Source organism: Pseudomonas hormoni, assembly GCF_018502625.1.
In the GTDB taxonomy this organism is placed as follows: domain Bacteria; phylum Pseudomonadota; class Gammaproteobacteria; order Pseudomonadales; family Pseudomonadaceae; genus Aquipseudomonas; species Aquipseudomonas hormoni.
Genome location: NZ_CP075566.1, coordinates 1,750,622 through 1,767,607 on the forward strand (window position 1 = coordinate 1,750,622; position 16,986 = coordinate 1,767,607).

Here is a 16,986-nt window from a genome sequence, read left to right on the forward strand (position 1 = left end):
AATATCAGCCATCACCCAAAAAACGGATATTCACCCAACCAAAAAAACATCCAACGTCACTCACTCACTCACCCACCCGCCGCCCCGGAAAAAACAGCTCAAAACACGTCACCCCCTCACTGCTACTAACGCTGTACCCCCCGTGATGCAACTGCATGATCGTCGCCACAATCGACAACCCCAAGCCATTGGACTGAGCCGAGCGCTCGCGGGATTCGTCGACCCGGTAAAAGCGTTCAAACAACCGGGGCAAGTGTTCGGCAGGGATGGTCGGCCCCTGGTTGCGCACGATCAATCGAATGCCGTCAGCCGCAGGCGTGGCGCGAATGAACAGCTCGGAATCCGGCGCGCCGTACTTGATGGCATTGGCGCACAGGTTGGCCAACGCACGGCGCAGCAGCATCGGTTCGGCCCAGATCACACCGCTGCCCTGGGCATCGATGCTGATCCCGACATCCGCCGCCAGCCCTTCGAAATAGTCGGCCATGCGTTCCATTTCATCGGCGGCGTCCAGTTCCTGGCGTTGGCTCAGGGCACTGGCGGGATCGGTGCGCGCCAGAAACAGCATGTTGTCGAGCATCCGCGCCAGACGCTCAAGCTCTTCGACGTTGGAGGCGAGCAACTGCTGATAGGCTTCGACGCTGCGGTTCTGCTGCAGCGCGACCTGGGTTTCGCCTAGCAGGTTGTTGATCGGCGTGCGCAGTTCATGGGCCATGTCGGTCGACACCTGACCCAGTTGCACGAAGCCCTTACCCAAACGGTCAAGCATTGCATTGAGTGCATCGATCATCGGCAGCAGCTCCCGTGGCGCGCCCTGGCCATCGAGGCGCTCGGTGAGGTTGCCGACGCCAATGCCGTGGGCGTGCAGGGCCAGGCGTCGCACGGGCAGCAGGCCGCGATGCACCAGCAGATAACCGGACAGCGCCAGCAGAATCGCTGCCACGCTGGCAAACAGGTACACATTGAGCCGGTAGCGGGCGAGCACGGCGGTGCGTTCGGTCATCAGGCGCCCGGTGACCACTTGCAGGCTGCCCATGTCGCCGGAATCGATGGTCGCCGCCAACGCCGCGAAAGGCACGCCATCCACGCCGGGGTAATGTTGCACATCGGCCAGACTCAGCGGGTGGTCCATCGACACCGGCGCCAGCGACGGCATGGCAAGGTTGCCGGGGTTGACCACTAACAAGGGTTTTTGTCCCGGCGCGCCGATGGCCAACAGGGCTTCGCGATTGCCCAGCATGTTCTGGAACAGCGCCGGTTTGGTTCGGATCAGCTCCAGCGTATTGCTGTCGTTGAGGAAGGTGCGCAACTGATCGATGCGGTTCACCAGGGCGGCGTCATCGCGACGGATCAGCTCGCGCTCCAGGTCGCGGTATAACGCCACGCCCAACAGCGTCAGTGAGACAAACGCCAGCAAGGCAAACACCAGCGCCAGGCGCAGTGTCAGGGAATGGCGAAGGCGGCTCATGGCTGGGTATCGAAGCGGTAGCCGATGCCGCGCACGCTGTGGATCAGCTTGAGCTGGAACGGGTCATCGATTTTCAGGCGCAAGCGGCGCACGGCGACATCGACGACGTTGGTGTCACTGTCGAAATTCATGTCCCAGACCCTTGAAGCGATCATCGAGCGCGACAGGACCTGGCCCTGATGCGTGGCGAACAGGTGCAGCAGGGCGAATTCCTTGTTGGTCAGGGTGATCTTCACGCCCGCGCGGGTGATGCGGCGCTTGAGCACGTCGATTTGCAGGTCGTCCACGTGCAACTGTTCTTCTTCGCGGGTGGGACCACGGCGGGTCAGGGTACGCAGGCGCGCCACCAGTTCGGCGAAGGAAAAAGGCTTGATCAGGTAATCGTCGGCGCCCAGTTCCAGGCCCTTGATGCGGTCGGCGATGTCATCCCGGGCGGTGAGAAACAGCACCGGCGTGTCGGCTTCCTTGCGCAAGCGTCGCAGGACTTCCCAGCCATCCATTTTCGGCATCATCACGTCCAGCACAATGACGTCGAAGTCGTGCTCCAGGGCCAGGTGCAAACCGTCGGCACCGTCCCGCGCCAGACTGACGGAGTAACCGAGCTCCTGCAGGCCGTTGAGCAGGTAATTACCCGCTTTGGGTTCGTCTTCGACTACGAGGATGTTCATGGGGTTGTGCCTCAGACAATTGGCGCCAGTGTAGCCGGATCAATGATCATTGGTGCAGCCGGTGCCGTCGACCTGGTAATCCAGCACATGCTCGCGACCCTGGTGGTCCAGGTAGTCGAGCCGCGCCGGAATCAGGCCGCACTTCTGCGCAATGTCGGTGCTGGACAGGACTTTATCGACGTCCATGTGCACGAAGAAACCGGGCTTGTCGTGGATCACCGGCGCCGTGGTTGTCTGCGTATCGGCAAACGCCGAACCGGTGGCGAGGAGGGCGGCGAAGCCGAGGATAAACATTTTCATGATGAGGCTCTCTGTTCGGGGTTTTGGTGGCTGCCGGCGGGTGGCCTGACAGTGAACTCAGGTTACCCAGGCGATCCGGACAGCCGACCAACAGTTCAATGACAAAGTTGTAATGAAACGGCCTCGGCGTTATGGCTAGCGGCCGGAAGCTTCGAGGATCAGGTCGGCGATTTCCTTGGAGTGAGAAACCAGAGACAGGTGGCTCGACGGCAGCTCGATGGTGGTCGCGCCCATGCGTTTGGCGAGGAAGCGTTCGAGGTCCGGACTGATGGTCTGGTCGAGGCTGGAGACTGCGTACCATGAAGGTTTGCTGTGCCAGGCGGCTGCGGTGGTGCGATCAGTGAACAGGGTTTTGGCGATCGGTTGCTGCACGGCGAACAGTTGCATCGCCTTATCGTGGGGCACGTCGCTGGCGAAGTATTTGAGGAAGGCGTCCTGCTTCAGGCTGACGAACCCGTCGTGCTCTTCGGTACCGGCGCGCACGGGCATGGTCGGGTATTTGCCCGACAGCGCCACAAAGTCTTCCCCGGCATCCGGCGCGCGGGCGGCAACGTAAACCAGCGAGCTGACCTTTGGATTGACCCCGGCTTCACTGACCACGGTGCCGGCGTAGGAGTGGCCGACCAGCACCGTCGGGCCGTCTTGCTGATTGAGTACGCGCTGGGTCGCGGCGACGTCGTCGGCAACCGAAGTCAGCGGGTTTTGAACCGCGGTGACGTGCAGTCCGGCGGCCTGCAACCGCGAGATCACGTCCGCCCAACTCGAGCCATCGGCCCAGGAGCCGTGCACCAGCACGACATTGTCGGCCTTGACCGGCGCGATGTCGCTGGCCATGGCGGATCCGGTGCCGAGCATCAACAGGCTGGCGGCGATCAGGCAGAGTTTGCTCAATGGTTTCATGGTATCGACCCTTGTCATCTTCAGTGGGAGGCGTCACCCGGTGTGGGTGACTGACGACGCCACTGTAGGAAGCGAGGGCGCTGGCTACGCTGACAACTCGATGACAAGTTTGTAATGCAAGGTTTGCCGTATGTCGGGAGCCCGGAACGGTTACCCACTCAAAAACTTCCAAACGAAGACAATCCTTGGGAGTTAGACCATGACCGATGATCTGAGACGGGATGCCCTGGCGGCCTGGTACAAGCTCCTCGCACAACCCGAGATCCGCATGGATGTGGAGGAGCAGTATGACGAGTTGCTCAAGGCAGCCGATGAGATGGAGCGCCAAGGACTGATCAGCGGAGCGGAATGGCGAACCCTGGTGCGCGAGGCCGGGGTGGCGTTTTCCAATGCGACAGAAGGGGTGGGCAAAGGCACCTAGCGCCCAATTCGCTCACCGGCTTCCTTTTCGGCCTGCTGCGCGAACCATTGCAGAATCAGCGCGCAGGCCGGATGTGCAGCAGCTGAAGGTTGCAGATTCAACGCATAAACACCTCGTGTTTCCAACGGACGGCCGAACGGGATGACGAGCACGCCCCGTTCGATCGATTCCCCGGCCAGCGTCCTGTCAGTCATCGCCACGCCCAATCCTCGCGCCGCGGCGTCGAGCGCCAGTTCGTCGAGGTTGAAGGGGATGTGGCGGTAATCTTCCAACGATTTTCCGCCATTGGCTGACAGCCACTGGACCCAGTCATGCCGGTCCGCCGAGCGATGCAACAACGGGAAACTCACCAGGTCTTGCACCGCCGCCAGTGGTCGCGTCGAGGTGCCCAGGCCGGGGGCGCACACCGGCACCAACGCTTCCTTGAACAGGGTCAGGCATTCCGGATCGGGGGACGGTTCGGGCAGATAGAGGATGTAGGCATCACTGTCGATGGCAGGCTCCACCACTTCCGTCGCCACGGTTTCGATCGACAGCGAAACCTCCGGATGACTTCGATAGAACTCGCTCAATTTCGGCAGCAACCAGCGAACCGCCAGCGACACGTGCATGCGGATGCGGAAAGGGCGTTCCTGCGGTGCCAGCCGGTTCTCCAGTGTTTTCAGTTGCGCGAGGATATTCCGCGCGGTGCCCAGCACCTGTTCGCCTTCCGGTGTCAGCCGGACATTGCGGCTGTTCCTCGCGAACATCGGCACGCCGAAGTGGCTTTCCAACAGCTGGATCTTTCGACTGACCGCACTTTGCGTCAGACAAAGCCTGGCCGCCGCCTGGGTGAAACTGCCCGAGTCGGAGACTTCCACCAGCGCCTGCAAGGCCTGGAGCGAGGGAACGTGGCGAATTTTATCCATGCGTTTTTTGAATGGCTCGATGATTTTATAACGTTGGTTGTATCACTACAGGCCTTATAGATTCTAGCTTTGGCGAGCACCTTCCGAAAACGCTCATGCGATTACAACATGCGCTCGCAGAACGACAGTCCAATGAGGTGAGGCATGACCAATGAATGTGGCTGGATTGCGCAGGCGGGAAATTCCCCCGCTCGCCGTCCTCTCAAAGGCACGGAAAAGGCCGACTGGCTGATTATCGGTGCCGGCATCACCGGGCTGAGTGCCGCACACTCGCTTGCGGAAATGCACCCACAGGCGCGGATCGTGATCGTTGACCGCCAACGCGCGGCGCAAGGCGCCTCGGCGCGCAACTCGGGTTTCGTGGTGGGCCATGAACACCCGGCCAAGGATGAACTGATCGGCAACCCCGGGTTTGCCGGTTATGAAGTGGATACCGCGATTTCACGCGCCGCCAGTGACGAAGTCCGCCAGCGCATCGCGCGTCACGGCATCGAATGCGATTTCCGGGATTCCGGCTATTTCTTCGCCGTCAGCGATCCAGGCAAGTTGACCGATGTCGAGGCCAAACTGGCAACACTGCGCGCCGTCGGCGCCTCTGCGCAATTTCTGCAAGGTGAACAGCTGAACGAAAAACTCGGCACCCGGCATTACCAGGCGGGGATCTGGTGCGGCCACGGCAACGCGCTGCTACAACCGGCGAAATACGTGAAGGGCTTGTTGGATGCACTCCCGGGCAACGTGACCGTCTTCGAGAACACCGACATCACCGGCCTGGAGCGTTCGGGCGTGGGGCGTATTCGCGCCAGAGGCACCGCCGGCAGCATCGAGACGAAACACGTCATGGTGTGCCTGAACGCGTTCATTCCCCGTTCGGGGATCGAGGACAGCGGAACCTTCCCGATGGAACTCAGCGCCAGTCTTACCCGGCCGCTCAGCGATGAAGAGTTCCAGTCCATCGGTGCTGTCTTGCCGTGGGGCGTGCTTTCCACCCGGCCGCTCGGTGCCACGGTGCGACTGACCCCGGATCGTCGCGTGATGATCCGCAACACCGCGGAGTACCGTTCCCGTGACCTGACCGACAGCGAGCTGCTGCATCGGCGCAAACACCATGTGCTCGGCTTGCAACGGCGCTTTCCGTTTCTGGGCGAGCAGGACATCCAGTACACCTGGACCGGACATTTGAGCGCCTCGCGCACCGGGCAACCCTACTTCGGCAAGGCTGAAGAGGGCGTGTTTGCAGTAGCCGGCTGCAACGGTTCGGGTGTTGCGCGCGGCACGCTGTGGGGGCGGCTGCTTGCCGAAATGGCCTCGGGCACCTGCTCGCCAATCCTCGAATCGGTGATGCGCAGGGCACAACCGGGCTGGCTGCCGCCGCGTCCTTTGCTCGATATCGGTGCCATGCTTCGCATGCGCGTGGAGGCGGTCAGGGCCAGAACTGAAATCTAGAAACCCCGCCGATCAAAAAACAACAAAAGCTCATCAACAAGGTGATTGAACATGCGCGTGAACACAATTCCCCTGATGGTTGCACTGACCACGTTGTCGGCCGCCACCTACGCGGACGAAGTCGTCAATATTTCCAACTGGAACGGCTACATCGCCGACGACACCCTGACCAGTTTCACCAAGGAAACCGGGATCAAGGCGACTTACGACATCCATGACAGCAACGAAGTGCTGGAGTCGAAGTTGATGACCGGCAACACCGGTTACGACGTGGTCAGCCCTTCGAACCATTTTCTGTCGCGCCTGATCAAGGCCGGGGCCATTCAGAAACTCGACAGGAGCCAGCTCCCGAACTGGAAAAACCTTGACCCGGCGCTGATGAAAAAACTCGAAGTCAATGATCCGGGCAACCAGTACGGCTATCCGTACATGTGGGGTACGGCGGGGATTGGCTACAACGTCGAGAAGATCAAGGCGATCTTCGGCAACACCGATGTCACCCATTCGTGGAAGCTGTTTTTTGATGAAGAAAACATCAAGAAGCTCAGCCAGTGCGGCGTGGCGATTATCGACAACCCGACGCAGATTCTGCCGATTACCCTCAATTACCTGGGCTTGCCGCCCCACAGCCACGAGCCGGCGGATTACAAGAAAGCCGAGCAGGCACTGCTGAAAATCAGGCCGTACGTGCAATATTTCCACGCGTCCAAGTACATCAGTGACCTGGCGAATGGCAATGTCTGCGCGGTGATCGGGTTCAACGGCGACATCGTTCAGGCGGCCGCCAGCGCCAAGGAAGCCAAAAACGGCATCGACATTGCGTATTCGATTCCTGACGAAGGCTCGACCCTGTGGTTCGACATGGTGGTTATGCCAAAAAGCGCGCCGCATGAGAAAGATGGCTACGCCTACATGAACTACCTGCTGACGCCGCAAGTCATTGCCAACATCAGCAACAGCATCCACTACGCCAACCCCAACCTCGCGGCGGATCAGTACGTGACCCCGGCCGTGAAGCAGGACCTGGCGATCTACCCGCCGAAAAGTGTGCTGGACAAGCTGTTTACCGTCGAGGAATTGCCGGCGGCGATTGCGCGGTTGAGCACGCGTCTGTGGACCAAGTTGAAAACCAACACCTGATCATCAGGTGTAGGCCAGCAGCCGACCGCACAACACCACGGTGAGCCACAACGCGATCGACAGCAGCGCTTGGCATTTTGCGATGCCAGGCGCCGCGACAGCAGTGTTCCACTGATTGACTGAACGATAGACACCAACGTGGAACAGCGTTGCATTGAGGCCCGCCGTCGCGATCAGACAAAGCTTGAGGATGAAAACGCCGTTGGAGGCGAAATCATGTGGGTGGGCTGAAAACATCATCAGTCCGGCAGGCACGATCAACAACAGTGCAGCGACTGACCAGGTCAGAAGGTGGCGAGCGAGGTCAGTCACGGCAATGTTTTTCGACAACCCGAGCACCCGCAGATCAAACATCACCACGGAGCCGACCAACACGGTGAACCCGATGATGTGAACCACCTCCACCATCGGATACAGCCACAGGTCGCCCCGCATGGCGGCGCCCAGCTGCGAGTCACCCACCCAGTCCAGCCAGCTGTCCGCACCCGGCTCCATGCCGGTATTGAGGGTTTGCATCAGCGTAACTCTGTGGTTTTGCCGCCGACCGTGATGCGTTCGGCGCGCAGTTCATCCGGTTTGTTGCGATTCTGATAGCCGACCACACTGGCCGTGCTGCCGACACTTAGCATCTCCTTGGAAAGACCACGGTTTTCCATGCGCGAGGGCGGCGCCAATACCACGTTCCAGGTCTTGTCCGGTGTTTTGAGGCGCACGAATCCATGAGGATGGGAGTAACCCGATTCTTCGATCGTGCCGTTCAATTGCAAGGGGTTGTCGGAGTTGTATTCACTCCAGCCGTGATGAGCGAACGCTGCGGTTGCCGCCAGTATCAGTGACAAACCAATGCCGCCGAGCATGCCTTTCATGACCTGTCTCCTGATGCACGCCATCCATAAACTCAAGTCGCGAAGTCCAATTGGTTTTTAGAATAGCTCGCCCGTTTTCAGTGTTACGTCGAGGACTCCAGGATTAGTGTTTCCGAAAAAGTAACTGCGTGAAAATCAAACGGTTATTCACCTCTTTTGGATTACCCGGCGCTCAACAGCCAACCCGCAACCCCGCAGCCGAGCACCACCAGCCACGGCGGCAGCTTCCAGAACATCAACGCAATGAGGGCGACCAGCGCCAGGCCGAAGTCTTGTGCGGTGAAAATCGCACTCGTCCAGACCGGCTGATACAGCGCAGCCAACAGCAAGCCGACCACGGCAGCATTCACCCCGATCAATGCGGCTTGCGCGCGTACGCTGCGACGCAACCGTTCCCAAAAAGGCAAGGCACCCAGGATCAACAGGAACGATGGCGCGAAGATCGCCAGGAGGCAGATCAACCCGCCGAGCCAGCCCGACGGCGCAAGACTCATGGATGCGCCGAGGAACGCAGCGAACGTGAACAGCGGACCCGGTACGGCCTGCGTGGCGCCATACCCGGCGAGAAACGCTTCGTTGCTGACCCAGCCCGAAGGCACCACCTCGGCTTGCAACAGCGGCAGTACGACGTGGCCGCCACCGAAAACCAGTGAGCCGGCACGGTAGAAGGTATCCACCAGCGCCAGAGATTGACTCGGCAAGAGTTGATTCAAGATCGGCAGGCCGATCAGCAGTGCCAGAAACAGCGACAACCAGATCGCCCCGGCCCGTCGGCTGAGGGGGATGGGCAGAGGATCGTGCCCGTCACGCTGCTCGGGTCTGAGCAACAGCAGGCCGGTGACACCGGCGGCGATCATCACCCCGACCTGCGCCCAGGCGGACGGTTCAAGCAGGACAACGCAGGCTGAAATCATCATGAGGGTGACGCGCAGCCCATCCGTGCACAGGTTTCGCGCCATGCCCCACACCGCTTGCGCAACCACCGCGACGGCCACCACTTTGAGCCCGTGCAGCGCGCCGGGCGACAGGAGTGCACCGTATCGGGAAAGCCCCAGTGCAAACAGGATCAGGGCAATGGCCGAAGGCAGCGTAAAGCCGGCCCACGCGGCGAGCGCCCCGCGGTATCCCGCCCGGGACATGCCCAGCGCAATGCCGACCTGGCTGCTGGCCGGTCCCGGCAGGAATTGGCACAGCGCCACCAGATCCGCATAACTGCGCTCCGTCAGCCAGCGCCGTCGTGTGACGAACTCGTCACGGAAGTAGCCCAGGTGGGCGATGGGTCCGCCGAAAGAGGTCAGCCCGAGGCGCAGGAAAATGATGAACACCGACCATGGACTGCTGCGGCTATCGGCACGGGGTTCGTCCATGTACGCGTCTTCCTGAAATGAAGTGATTCACTGTTGTATGCCGCCATTCTAACCATGGCCTACGCTTATCCCGAGATGGATGTTCATTGATCGGGGTATTCGCCCTGATCGACGTTCAGCCGGCGCCACATAAAAACAAAAGTCTCGGGAGAAAACGCATGTTTGCATTGTTACGTCGATCCACCCGTTGCCTCGCGGTTGTCGTCACTACCGCTGTGCTTGCAACGCCTGTCTTTGCGCTGGAAACCGTCAAATTCATGGCCCCCGGTTCGGTGGGCGGCGGTTATGACCAGACGGCGCGAGTGCTGGGCAAAGCCTTGATTGAAGCCAAGGCCGCCAAATCCGCCACCTTCGAAAACAAGGGTGGAGCAGGGGGCACGCTGGGGCTGGCGCAGTTTGCCAACAGCACCAAGGGCGATCCGGATGCGCTGCTCGTGGTCGGCGCGATCATGGTCGCGGGCATTGAGCAGAACAAGCCGCAGATTACCTTGAAGGATGTGACGCCGATTGCCCGGCTGTTTACCGAGTACAACGTGATTGCCGTGCGCAAGGAGTCCGAATTCAAAACCCTGGAGGACCTGCTGAAAGCTTTCAAGGACAAACCGACCAGTATTTCCTGGGGCGGTGGCTCCAAGGGGTCGATCGATCACATCGGCATTGCCGAATTGGCCGCAAAAATGGGTATTCCGGTCAACAAGGTCAATTACGTTGCCTTCGCGGGCGGGGGTGAAGTGGTTGCCCAGGCGTTGGGGGGGCAGATCAAAGTGATCACCGGCGGTTACGCCGAGCTTGGCCAGTACATCAGGAGCGATCAGTTCCGTGTGCTCGCCATCGGTGCACCGGAGCGCGTTGCCGGCATCGATGCCCCGACGCTCAAAGAAAGCGGGTATGACGTGATCATCGGCAATTGGCGTGGTGTTTACGGTGCCGCGAATCTCACACCCGAGCAGCGCAAGGAAGTGACCGATGCCGTGCTCGCCGCCGCCAACAGCAAGGTCTGGAAAGACAATATTGAAACCAACAAATGGTCTGCCAACATTCTGACCGGTGACGAGTTCGGTAAATTCGTCGACGAGGAGCATGTGCGGCTGCATGCGATGCTGGTCGAGGTCGGGCTGGTTGCGAAATGACTCAGTCGCGCAAAGTCGTACCGGTGCAACTGGCGATTGGCGCCGGAGTGCTCGTCATCAGCGCCGTGCTGGCGTACGGCGCCTTCCTGTTTCCCCCCGAGATGGGGTTCATCATCCTCGCCGCGTCTGTTTATCCCTATGCCGTAGCGGTGTTCCTGGGGGGCGTGGGTGCGGTCCTGATCTATCAAGCCCTCACCGGCGGTTTTCGCGAACTGACTGACCACGAAGACGAGTCCGCAAAGGTGTTGCCCGGCGGCAAGGCCGGTGTGGCGTGGGTGACGGGGGGGCTGGTGGGTGTGGCCGTGCTGATCAATCTGATCGGATTCGTCCTGGCGGCCGCGCTGTTGTTCGCCTGTTCGGCGCGGGGCTTTGGCAGTCGCCATCCCCTGCGCGATCTTGCCATCGGCATTGCCCTGACGCTGCCGATTTACTGGTTGTTCAATGCCGGGCTGGGGGTTTCCCTTCCGCCGCTTGTCAACGCCTGGATCTGATTCGGGCCGAAGGAGATCAACAGGGTGGACATTCTCGCAAGCCTGGCAATGGGTTTTTCCTCGGCCCTGACGCCGATCAATCTGATGTGGGGGTTCATTGGCTGCCTGCTCGGCACCGCCATCGGTGTCTTGCCGGGCATCGGGCCGGCGCTGACGGTGGCGCTGCTGCTGCCGATCACCGCGAAGGTCGACCCCACCGGGGCGCTGATCATGTTTGCCGGTATCTATTACGGCGCTCAGTTTGGCGGCTCTACGACGTCCATTTTGCTCAATACGCCCGGGGAATCGTCGTCCATGGTGACGGCCCTGGAAGGCAACCTCATGGCCCGCAATGGCCGGGCAGGGCCGGCCTTGGCCACGGCGGCCATTGGTTCCTTTGTGGCGGGCACCATTGCTACCATTCTGCTGACCCTGTTTGCGCCGATCGTGGCCAAACTGGCGCTCAAATTTGGACCTGCAGAGTATTTCGCCATCCTGGTGCTGTCGTTCACGACAGTGTCTGCCGTACTCGGGGCGTCCATGTTGCGCGGTTTTGCCTCGCTGGGTGTTGGCCTGACCGTCGGCTTGATTGGCCTGGACTCGACCTCGGGTATTGCCCGCTACACCTTGGGCGTTCCGGAGCTGGTCGATGGCATTGAAGTTGTGCTCGTCGCGGTCGGGTTATTTGCGGTGGGCGAGGCGTTGTACAGCCTGCTGTATCAGAAAGAAGAGGCGACGGGCCGACATCGCTTGACCTCCTTGTGGATGACGCGCGCCGACTGGAAGCGCTCGGTTCCGGCGTGGCTGCGGGGAACGCTGATCGGATTTCCCTTCGGGTCGATTCCGGCCGGTGGCGCGGAGATTCCAACGTTTCTGTCCTATTCGACCGAGCGCAAGCTCAGTAAATACCCGAAAGAATTTGCAGCCAGCAAAGGCGAGGGTGCCATCGAGGGTGTCGCTGGTCCTGAAGCGGCGAACAACGCGAGTGCGACCGGCTCTCTGGTGCCGTTGCTGACCCTCGGTATCCCGACGTCGGCCACGGCCGCCATCCTCTTGGCCGCATTCCAGAACTACAACCTGCAACCGGGACCGCTGCTGTTTGAAACCTCGGGGGAGCTGGTCTGGACCCTGGTGGCGTCGCTGTATATCGGCAACGTCATCCTGCTGGTGTTGAACCTGCCGTTGGTGGGGCTTTGGGTGAAGCTGTTGCAAATCCCGCGGCCGTACTTGAACGCCGGGATTCTGGTGTTCGCCACCATCGGCGTGTACGGCATGCGCCACTCTTCTTTCGACCTGTTGCTGATGCTGGCGATCGGGTGGGGCGGGGTGTTGATGCGTCGTTTCGACTTCCCCGTTGCCCCGGTGATCGTGGGCATGTTGCTAGGGCCGATGGCGGAAAAACAACTGCGCAACGCGTTGTCGATCAGCGAGGGCGACTGGACGGTGTTTCTGACACAACCGATTTCCGCTGCGTTTCTCGCATTGACTCTGCTGGTGCTGGTGGTGCCGCATCTGCTGCACGCCAGGGGCATCAAGTTGCATGAGGATGATTGAGCGGGTGGGCTACCTGACAGCCGAGCTGACACTTCGGATGTACTCGTTCCCCTGTAGGAGCCGGCTTGCTGGCGATTGGGCCTTAGCCTTGCATTGCCCTTTCGGCCGCTATCGCCAGCAAGCCGGCTCCTACAATTGATTTGTGTAATGGTGAGTACCGCGTTCGCATGAAGTTGCCGCTGCCGCTGTTTTTATTAACGAATGCATCCGCGTCAGGGTTATGTCCGTTAGACGATATCTACTGGCTTATTAGCGTTAGTCGGCAATTGGCAGGCGCGTTAGAGTCGAGGCACCGTTCCTCGCCACCGCCGGATGACACCGATGACCCGCCCCCGTTTCTTGCCCGACAACTTCACCCTGACCCTGATCGGCGTGGTCGTTCTCGCCAGCCTGCTGCCCGCCAGCGGCCAGGTTGCGGTCGGGTTTGGCTGGCTGACCAACCTCGCCATTGCCCTGCTGTTTTTCCTGCATGGCGCCAAACTGTCGCGTGAATCGATCATCGCCGGTGCCGGTCACTGGCGCTTGCATTTGCTGGTGTTCAGCCTGACGTTCATCCTGTTTCCGCTGATCGGCCTGGCGCTCAAACCCTTGCTCTCGCCGCTGATCGGCGACGATCTGTACATGGGCATGCTCTACCTCTGCGCACTGCCCGCAACGGTGCAGTCGGCGATTGCTTTCACGTCTTTGGCTCGCGGGAATATTCCGGCGGCGATTTGCAGCGCGGCAGCCTCCAGCCTGTTCGGGATTTTCCTCACGCCGTTGCTGGTGACGTTGCTGCTGAATGTGCATGGCGAGGGCGGTTCGACACTCGATGCGATTCTGAAGATCAGCGTGCAACTGTTGCTGCCGTTCATTGCCGGCCAGATCGCCCGGCGCTGGATCGGTGCCTGGGTGGCGCGCAACAAGAGCTGGCTCAAGTTCGTCGACCAGGGTTCGATTCTGTTGGTGGTCTACGGTGCGTTCAGTGAGGCGGTGATCGAAGGCATCTGGCACCAGATTCCGCTCTGGGAGCTGGCCGGGTTGGTGGTGGTCTGCTGCATCGTGCTGGGCCTGGTATTGCTGGCGTCCACCGTGCTGGGCAAGGCCTTTGGCTTCAATCAGGAAGACCGAATCACCATCCTGTTCTGTGGTTCGAAAAAGAGCCTGGCCACCGGCGTGCCGATGGCCCAGGTGTTGTTCGCCGGCAGCACGATTGGCGTGTTGATCCTGCCGTTGATGCTGTTTCACCAGATTCAGTTGATGGTCTGCGCGGTGCTGGCGCAGCGTTATGCCAATCGCCCGGAAAGCGTCGTCGAACTGATGGCTCAGGTTGATCCTTGAGGGCTGCGAACTGGCCGTGTCTGAAGCGATATTTCTTGTGGGAGCTGCGGTGCGGCGATCCGACTTGCCTGCGAAAGGCGGTCTGATAGTCGATCTGTTCTTGCGTGTGTACCCGGAACCCCTGCTCGCGAAGTTGGCCGGACAGACGACCTCTGTTCTCACGGATGTACCCGAAACCAATGTGGGAGCAACTGTCTTCACCCTGCCATTCGTCAGCGCCATTCGGTGCCGTCTCTCAGCATGGCATTCAGTCTGATCAGTAATATTCGCATGCAGGCGATGAGCGCGACCTTCGCGCTCTTGCCTCGCGCCCGAAGAGCGTCATAGCGTGCTTTAAAGTCAGCTTGATAGCGGATCACTACCCAGCAGGACATGTAAAGCGCACGCCTCACACGGGCTCTTCCTCCATAGATTTGGCGTTTCCCGCTGTGATTGCCGCTGTCATCGTTGCAGGGTGCAATTCCTGCCAGTGCGGCGACCTGGCGACGGTCGAGCTTGCCTAACTCGGGCAGGTAAACCAGCAAACTGGCAGTGGCGACCGTGCCGATACCTTTAACAGAGATGAGCCGCTCGGTTTTTTCTGCGTCCAGGTCGTGCATGCTCTGGTGGATGGTTTTATCGAGCTGCTTGATCTGAACTTGCAGGTAATGAATATGGCCTTTGATTGCCGCCACAACAGCGGGTAGCTGAGCCTGCTGAAGCCGGCGCTTATTGTCGTCCCGTTGCTGTACGAAGTGCTCGCGTTGCTGAACCAGCTCGCGCAACGCTTCACGCTCAGGCGAAATGACCTTGTCGCCGTCCATCTTCAAGACCTCGGCGAAATCGGCCAACACAGCTGCATCGATCAGATCGGTCTTGGCATTTTTGCCCATCGCCACGGCGAAAGCCCTGGCCCGGCGAGGATTGATCCTGAGGACATTGAAGTTGGCACCTAGCAATGCGGCCATGACCTTGCGCTCGTAGCCTCCCGTGGCCTCCAGCAGAACTCGGCCAACCTCGTACTGGCTCAAGCGCTGAAGAAGCTCAACACAGCCTTCTGAGGTGTTTGAAAGCTCAAAACCTTCACCGTCTGGTTGAACCCAAACAACGAGGTTTGATTTGGAGATATCGATGCCGACCCAGGAAATCATGGCAAAACCCTCTTACACTCAGGAGTGAGAGTGCTCTGGCTTTGCCCACGCTTGTGATTTCGAGTGGCTGCTCGTCCAACTGTTCGGGCTTATGGGCCAGAGTGGAAAGGTGAATGGCAGCTTGGCTCCCACACGTGCTTTAAGCACCGCGGACTCACAGCTTGCCATTCACCCCTCTCACCCCAGAGCTTATTCCTAGATCTAGACACAAGCGGGCTTGCCCGCGATGGCTGTGTGTTGGGCAACATAGGTTTTGATGGTGTACATATCCGTTGCTGCGGTGACGACTGCTATTGGTTCCGCCCTTACGGCGGGTTACTTGGAAAAGCGCCAAGTAACCAAGCGCCCGGCGCCCCTGACGTACGGTGGCTCGCCTAGGCTCGCCATGCCCTCGCTCCGGTCCTGCTCCGTGGGCCCGCCGCCATCGGCCATCCATGGCCGGGGGCGGCTAACCCGGCATCCCTGCCGGGTTGCCCACTGCGCAGAACCTGCGCTCGGCCTTCCGACGGGGCAGATCAAGATCAAAAACCAAAGCGAGGCGGCCTGATAGCCGGCCTGAAGTTGGTCAGGATCATCGGCGGTGAACACCAATGTCACACCCCCCAACAATCCCCTGTGGGAGCTGGCTTGCCAGCGATGGACGCCCAGACACCGCGTTATTTCAGACAGCACGCGTCATCGTTAACGACCATCGCTGGCAAGCCAGCTCCCACAAGGGACCGACCTGCACACCGGGACAATGGGCAGGCCAACGCAACGCAGCTTTTAGCGCAAGGTGCGGAAGGCCGCGCGCAGTTCCTTGGCGAATAACTCAGGCTGTTCCCACGCAGCGAAATGCCCGCCCTTGTCCACTTCGTTGAAGTAGATCAGGTTGGGATAGGCGCGCTCGGTCCAGGTTTTCGGTGCCTGGTAGATTTCACCCGGAAACACCGTCACGGCCACAGGGATCTTGATATCCCGGGTCTTCTGTTCCACGGCGGCCCATCAGTCCAGAAAGGCATTGGCTTGCGTCACGAAATCGTCGGCATACTGGAATAACGCACCGTGCCCCGAGTTTGGATAGATCAACAACTTGGCGTTCGGAATGTGCTGTTGCAGCGTGTAGGAGTTCTGGGTGGGCACCATGATGTCCTTGCTGCCATTGACCACCAGAGTGGGCTGGCTAATCTTGCTCAGTTGCGAAAACGTGCCGTCACCGGGCGTGTTCCACTTGCCCAGCGCCGCCCCTTGGGCCGCGATGACTTTCATCGAATTGAGCTTGTCGAGACCTTCCTTGCGCTGATGGCGCCTTTCCCAGAATTCCCGGGCTGCCAGTTGGCTTGATGGCGCCGGATCGAAGAACAGGTAAGCGGTCTCTTCCAGCGTGGCGATGGATTCGCGCAGTGCGATTTCGGGAACCCGTGGATCATTTCCCGCGATCCCGCCGCGTGGCGATGTTCCCGCCAGGATCAGCCGGCGCACCAGCTGCGGATGGCGCAACGCAACTTCCTGCGCCACCATGCCGCCGATTGAAAAGCCAAGCACGTCGACCTGTTTCAACCCACGGGCGCGGGCAAACGCAGCGACGTGGTCGGCCATGCCTTCGAACGAATCGGGTGTTTCGCCGCTGCTGAGGCCCACGCCGGCATTGTCGAACAGGTAGACCGGTCGCTGCTTTGCCAGGCCATCGGTCACTGCCGGGTCCCAGTAATCCAGGTTGCCGCGAAAGTGCTGGAGCAAGATTACGGGAACACCGGTCTGCGCGCCGAATTGGCGATAGGCATAACGCACGCCGTCAGCTACGACGAATTGATTGGGGGCGTTGTTGTGCGTGGCAGCCGGCGCCGCAAGGGCGCCGCTGACCGCGATGGTAAAGAATGCAGCCCCGAGGGCCAGTCGCTGGAAGAGTTTCACGGTGT

At 60.3% G+C, this 16,986-nt stretch carries 17 protein-coding genes and 1 pseudogene; 7 read left to right on the top strand and 11 right to left on the bottom strand.

Features of this window, described 5'->3' with window-relative positions; translation table 11 throughout:
- Window positions 1-64: 64 nt before the first annotated feature.
- The 4 genes from KJF94_RS08245 to KJF94_RS08260 all read right to left on the bottom strand — a co-directional run bounded on the left by KJF94_RS08245 (window position 65) and on the right by KJF94_RS08260 (window position 3,336).
- Window positions 65-1,468, bottom strand: coding sequence for a heavy metal sensor histidine kinase (locus tag KJF94_RS08245; RefSeq protein WP_214382516.1), 1,404 nt, complete (start codon window positions 1,466-1,468; stop codon window positions 65-67).
- On the bottom strand, window positions 1,465-2,136 hold the full coding sequence (locus KJF94_RS08250) for a heavy metal response regulator transcription factor (protein ID WP_084322151.1): 672 nt from the start codon (window positions 2,134-2,136) through the stop codon (window positions 1,465-1,467). The genes KJF94_RS08245 and KJF94_RS08250 overlap by 4 nt, the downstream gene beginning before the upstream one ends.
- 39 nt (window positions 2,137-2,175) lie before the next feature.
- On the bottom strand, window positions 2,176-2,436 hold the full coding sequence (locus KJF94_RS08255; protein WP_214382517.1) for a DUF2790 domain-containing protein: 261 nt from the start codon (window positions 2,434-2,436) through the stop codon (window positions 2,176-2,178).
- A gap of 135 nt (window positions 2,437-2,571) precedes the next feature.
- Complete coding sequence (locus KJF94_RS08260) at window positions 2,572-3,336, bottom strand: alpha/beta hydrolase (protein ID WP_214382518.1); 765 nt, start codon at window positions 3,334-3,336, stop codon at window positions 2,572-2,574.
- A 199-nt stretch (window positions 3,337-3,535) separates the two neighbouring features.
- Here KJF94_RS08260 and KJF94_RS08265 point away from each other — a divergent pair, with 199 nt between their 5' ends.
- Entirely contained in the window at window positions 3,536-3,757 is a 222-nt protein-coding gene (locus tag KJF94_RS08265) for a hypothetical protein (RefSeq protein WP_214382519.1), read from the top strand.
- Here KJF94_RS08265 and KJF94_RS08270 read toward each other — a convergent pair.
- Window positions 3,754-4,665: a LysR substrate-binding domain-containing protein gene (locus KJF94_RS08270; protein WP_214382520.1), complete on the bottom strand. Its 912-nt coding sequence runs from the start codon at window positions 4,663-4,665 to the stop codon at window positions 3,754-3,756. The genes KJF94_RS08265 and KJF94_RS08270 overlap by 4 nt on opposite strands.
- 144 nt (window positions 4,666-4,809) lie before the next feature.
- On the opposite strand from KJF94_RS08270, the gene KJF94_RS08275 reads away from it, so the two are divergent.
- A complete protein-coding gene (locus KJF94_RS08275) occupies window positions 4,810-6,111 on the top strand; it encodes an NAD(P)/FAD-dependent oxidoreductase (RefSeq protein ID WP_214382521.1) in 1,302 nt (433 codons plus the stop codon).
- A 51-nt stretch (window positions 6,112-6,162) separates the two neighbouring features.
- The gene (locus tag KJF94_RS08280) at window positions 6,163-7,251 is read left to right on the top strand and encodes a polyamine ABC transporter substrate-binding protein (RefSeq protein ID WP_214382522.1); all 1,089 of its coding nucleotides are present in this window, start codon (window positions 6,163-6,165) and stop codon (window positions 7,249-7,251) included.
- Between the two features lie 3 nt (window positions 7,252-7,254).
- On the opposite strand, the gene KJF94_RS08285 is transcribed toward KJF94_RS08280, so the two are convergent.
- The 3 genes from KJF94_RS08285 to chrA form a co-directional block, all read right to left on the bottom strand.
- On the bottom strand, window positions 7,255-7,767 hold the full coding sequence (locus KJF94_RS08285; protein ID WP_214382523.1) for a DUF6644 family protein: 513 nt from the start codon (window positions 7,765-7,767) through the stop codon (window positions 7,255-7,257).
- Window positions 7,767-8,117, bottom strand: coding sequence for a DUF6152 family protein (locus KJF94_RS08290; RefSeq protein WP_214382525.1), 351 nt, complete (start codon window positions 8,115-8,117; stop codon window positions 7,767-7,769). Before KJF94_RS08290 ends, KJF94_RS08285 begins: the two co-directional genes overlap by 1 nt.
- A gap of 161 nt (window positions 8,118-8,278) precedes the next feature.
- Entirely contained in the window at window positions 8,279-9,484 is a 1,206-nt protein-coding gene (chrA, locus tag KJF94_RS08295) for a chromate efflux transporter (RefSeq protein ID WP_214382527.1), read from the bottom strand.
- Window positions 9,485-9,642: 158 nt separating this feature from the next.
- On the opposite strand from chrA, the gene KJF94_RS08300 reads away from it, so the two are divergent.
- The 4 genes from KJF94_RS08300 (at window position 9,643) to KJF94_RS08315 (ending at window position 13,958) form a co-directional block, all read left to right on the top strand.
- The gene (locus tag KJF94_RS08300; RefSeq protein ID WP_214382528.1) at window positions 9,643-10,614 is read left to right on the top strand and encodes a Bug family tripartite tricarboxylate transporter substrate binding protein; all 972 of its coding nucleotides are present in this window, start codon (window positions 9,643-9,645) and stop codon (window positions 10,612-10,614) included.
- On the top strand, window positions 10,611-11,105 hold the full coding sequence (locus KJF94_RS08305) for a tripartite tricarboxylate transporter TctB family protein (RefSeq protein WP_214382529.1): 495 nt from the start codon (window positions 10,611-10,613) through the stop codon (window positions 11,103-11,105). Before KJF94_RS08300 ends, KJF94_RS08305 begins: the two co-directional genes overlap by 4 nt.
- 24 nt (window positions 11,106-11,129) lie before the next feature.
- Window positions 11,130-12,638, top strand: coding sequence for a tripartite tricarboxylate transporter permease (locus KJF94_RS08310; RefSeq protein WP_214382531.1), 1,509 nt, complete (start codon window positions 11,130-11,132; stop codon window positions 12,636-12,638).
- A 321-nt stretch (window positions 12,639-12,959) separates the two neighbouring features.
- A complete protein-coding gene (locus KJF94_RS08315) occupies window positions 12,960-13,958 on the top strand; it encodes a bile acid:sodium symporter family protein (protein ID WP_214382533.1) in 999 nt (332 codons plus the stop codon).
- 212 nt (window positions 13,959-14,170) lie between these two features.
- On the opposite strand, the gene KJF94_RS08320 is transcribed toward KJF94_RS08315, so the two are convergent.
- The 3 genes and pseudogenes from KJF94_RS08320 to KJF94_RS08330 form a co-directional block, all read right to left on the bottom strand.
- The gene (locus KJF94_RS08320) at window positions 14,171-15,088 is read right to left on the bottom strand and encodes an IS110 family transposase (RefSeq protein ID WP_214377344.1); all 918 of its coding nucleotides are present in this window, start codon (window positions 15,086-15,088) and stop codon (window positions 14,171-14,173) included.
- Window positions 15,089-15,853: 765 nt separating this feature from the next.
- Window positions 15,854-16,072: pseudogene (locus tag KJF94_RS08325) on the bottom strand (alpha/beta fold hydrolase); the annotation flags it as partial.
- On the bottom strand, window positions 16,073-16,981 hold the full coding sequence (locus KJF94_RS08330; RefSeq protein ID WP_214382535.1) for an alpha/beta fold hydrolase: 909 nt from the start codon (window positions 16,979-16,981) through the stop codon (window positions 16,073-16,075).
- Between the last annotated feature and the right edge of the window lie 5 nt (window positions 16,982-16,986).

Excerpts from the sequence above, each read along its gene's own strand:
- KJF94_RS08245 (WP_214382516.1), bottom strand. The coding sequence starts at position 1,468 with ATGAGCCGCCTTCGCCATTCCCTGACACTGCGCCTGGCGCTGGTGTTT.
- KJF94_RS08250 (WP_084322151.1), bottom strand. The coding sequence starts at position 2,136 with ATGAACATCCTCGTAGTCGAAGACGAACCCAAAGCGGGTAATTACCTG.
- KJF94_RS08255 (WP_214382517.1), bottom strand. The coding sequence starts at position 2,436 with ATGAAAATGTTTATCCTCGGCTTCGCCGCCCTCCTCGCCACCGGTTCG.
- KJF94_RS08260 (WP_214382518.1), bottom strand. The coding sequence starts at position 3,336 with ATGAAACCATTGAGCAAACTCTGCCTGATCGCCGCCAGCCTGTTGATG.
- KJF94_RS08265 (WP_214382519.1), top strand. The coding sequence starts at position 3,536 with ATGACCGATGATCTGAGACGGGATGCCCTGGCGGCCTGGTACAAGCTC.
- KJF94_RS08270 (WP_214382520.1), bottom strand. The coding sequence starts at position 4,665 with ATGGATAAAATTCGCCACGTTCCCTCGCTCCAGGCCTTGCAGGCGCTG.
- KJF94_RS08275 (WP_214382521.1), top strand. The coding sequence starts at position 4,810 with ATGACCAATGAATGTGGCTGGATTGCGCAGGCGGGAAATTCCCCCGCT.
- KJF94_RS08280 (WP_214382522.1), top strand. The coding sequence starts at position 6,163 with ATGCGCGTGAACACAATTCCCCTGATGGTTGCACTGACCACGTTGTCG.
- KJF94_RS08285 (WP_214382523.1), bottom strand. The coding sequence starts at position 7,767 with ATGCAAACCCTCAATACCGGCATGGAGCCGGGTGCGGACAGCTGGCTG.
- KJF94_RS08290 (WP_214382525.1), bottom strand. The coding sequence starts at position 8,117 with ATGAAAGGCATGCTCGGCGGCATTGGTTTGTCACTGATACTGGCGGCA.
- chrA (WP_214382527.1), bottom strand. The coding sequence starts at position 9,484 with ATGGACGAACCCCGTGCCGATAGCCGCAGCAGTCCATGGTCGGTGTTC.
- KJF94_RS08300 (WP_214382528.1), top strand. The coding sequence starts at position 9,643 with ATGTTTGCATTGTTACGTCGATCCACCCGTTGCCTCGCGGTTGTCGTC.
- KJF94_RS08305 (WP_214382529.1), top strand. The coding sequence starts at position 10,611 with ATGACTCAGTCGCGCAAAGTCGTACCGGTGCAACTGGCGATTGGCGCC.
- KJF94_RS08315 (WP_214382533.1), top strand. The coding sequence starts at position 12,960 with ATGACCCGCCCCCGTTTCTTGCCCGACAACTTCACCCTGACCCTGATC.
- KJF94_RS08320 (WP_214377344.1), bottom strand. The coding sequence starts at position 15,088 with ATGATTTCCTGGGTCGGCATCGATATCTCCAAATCAAACCTCGTTGTT.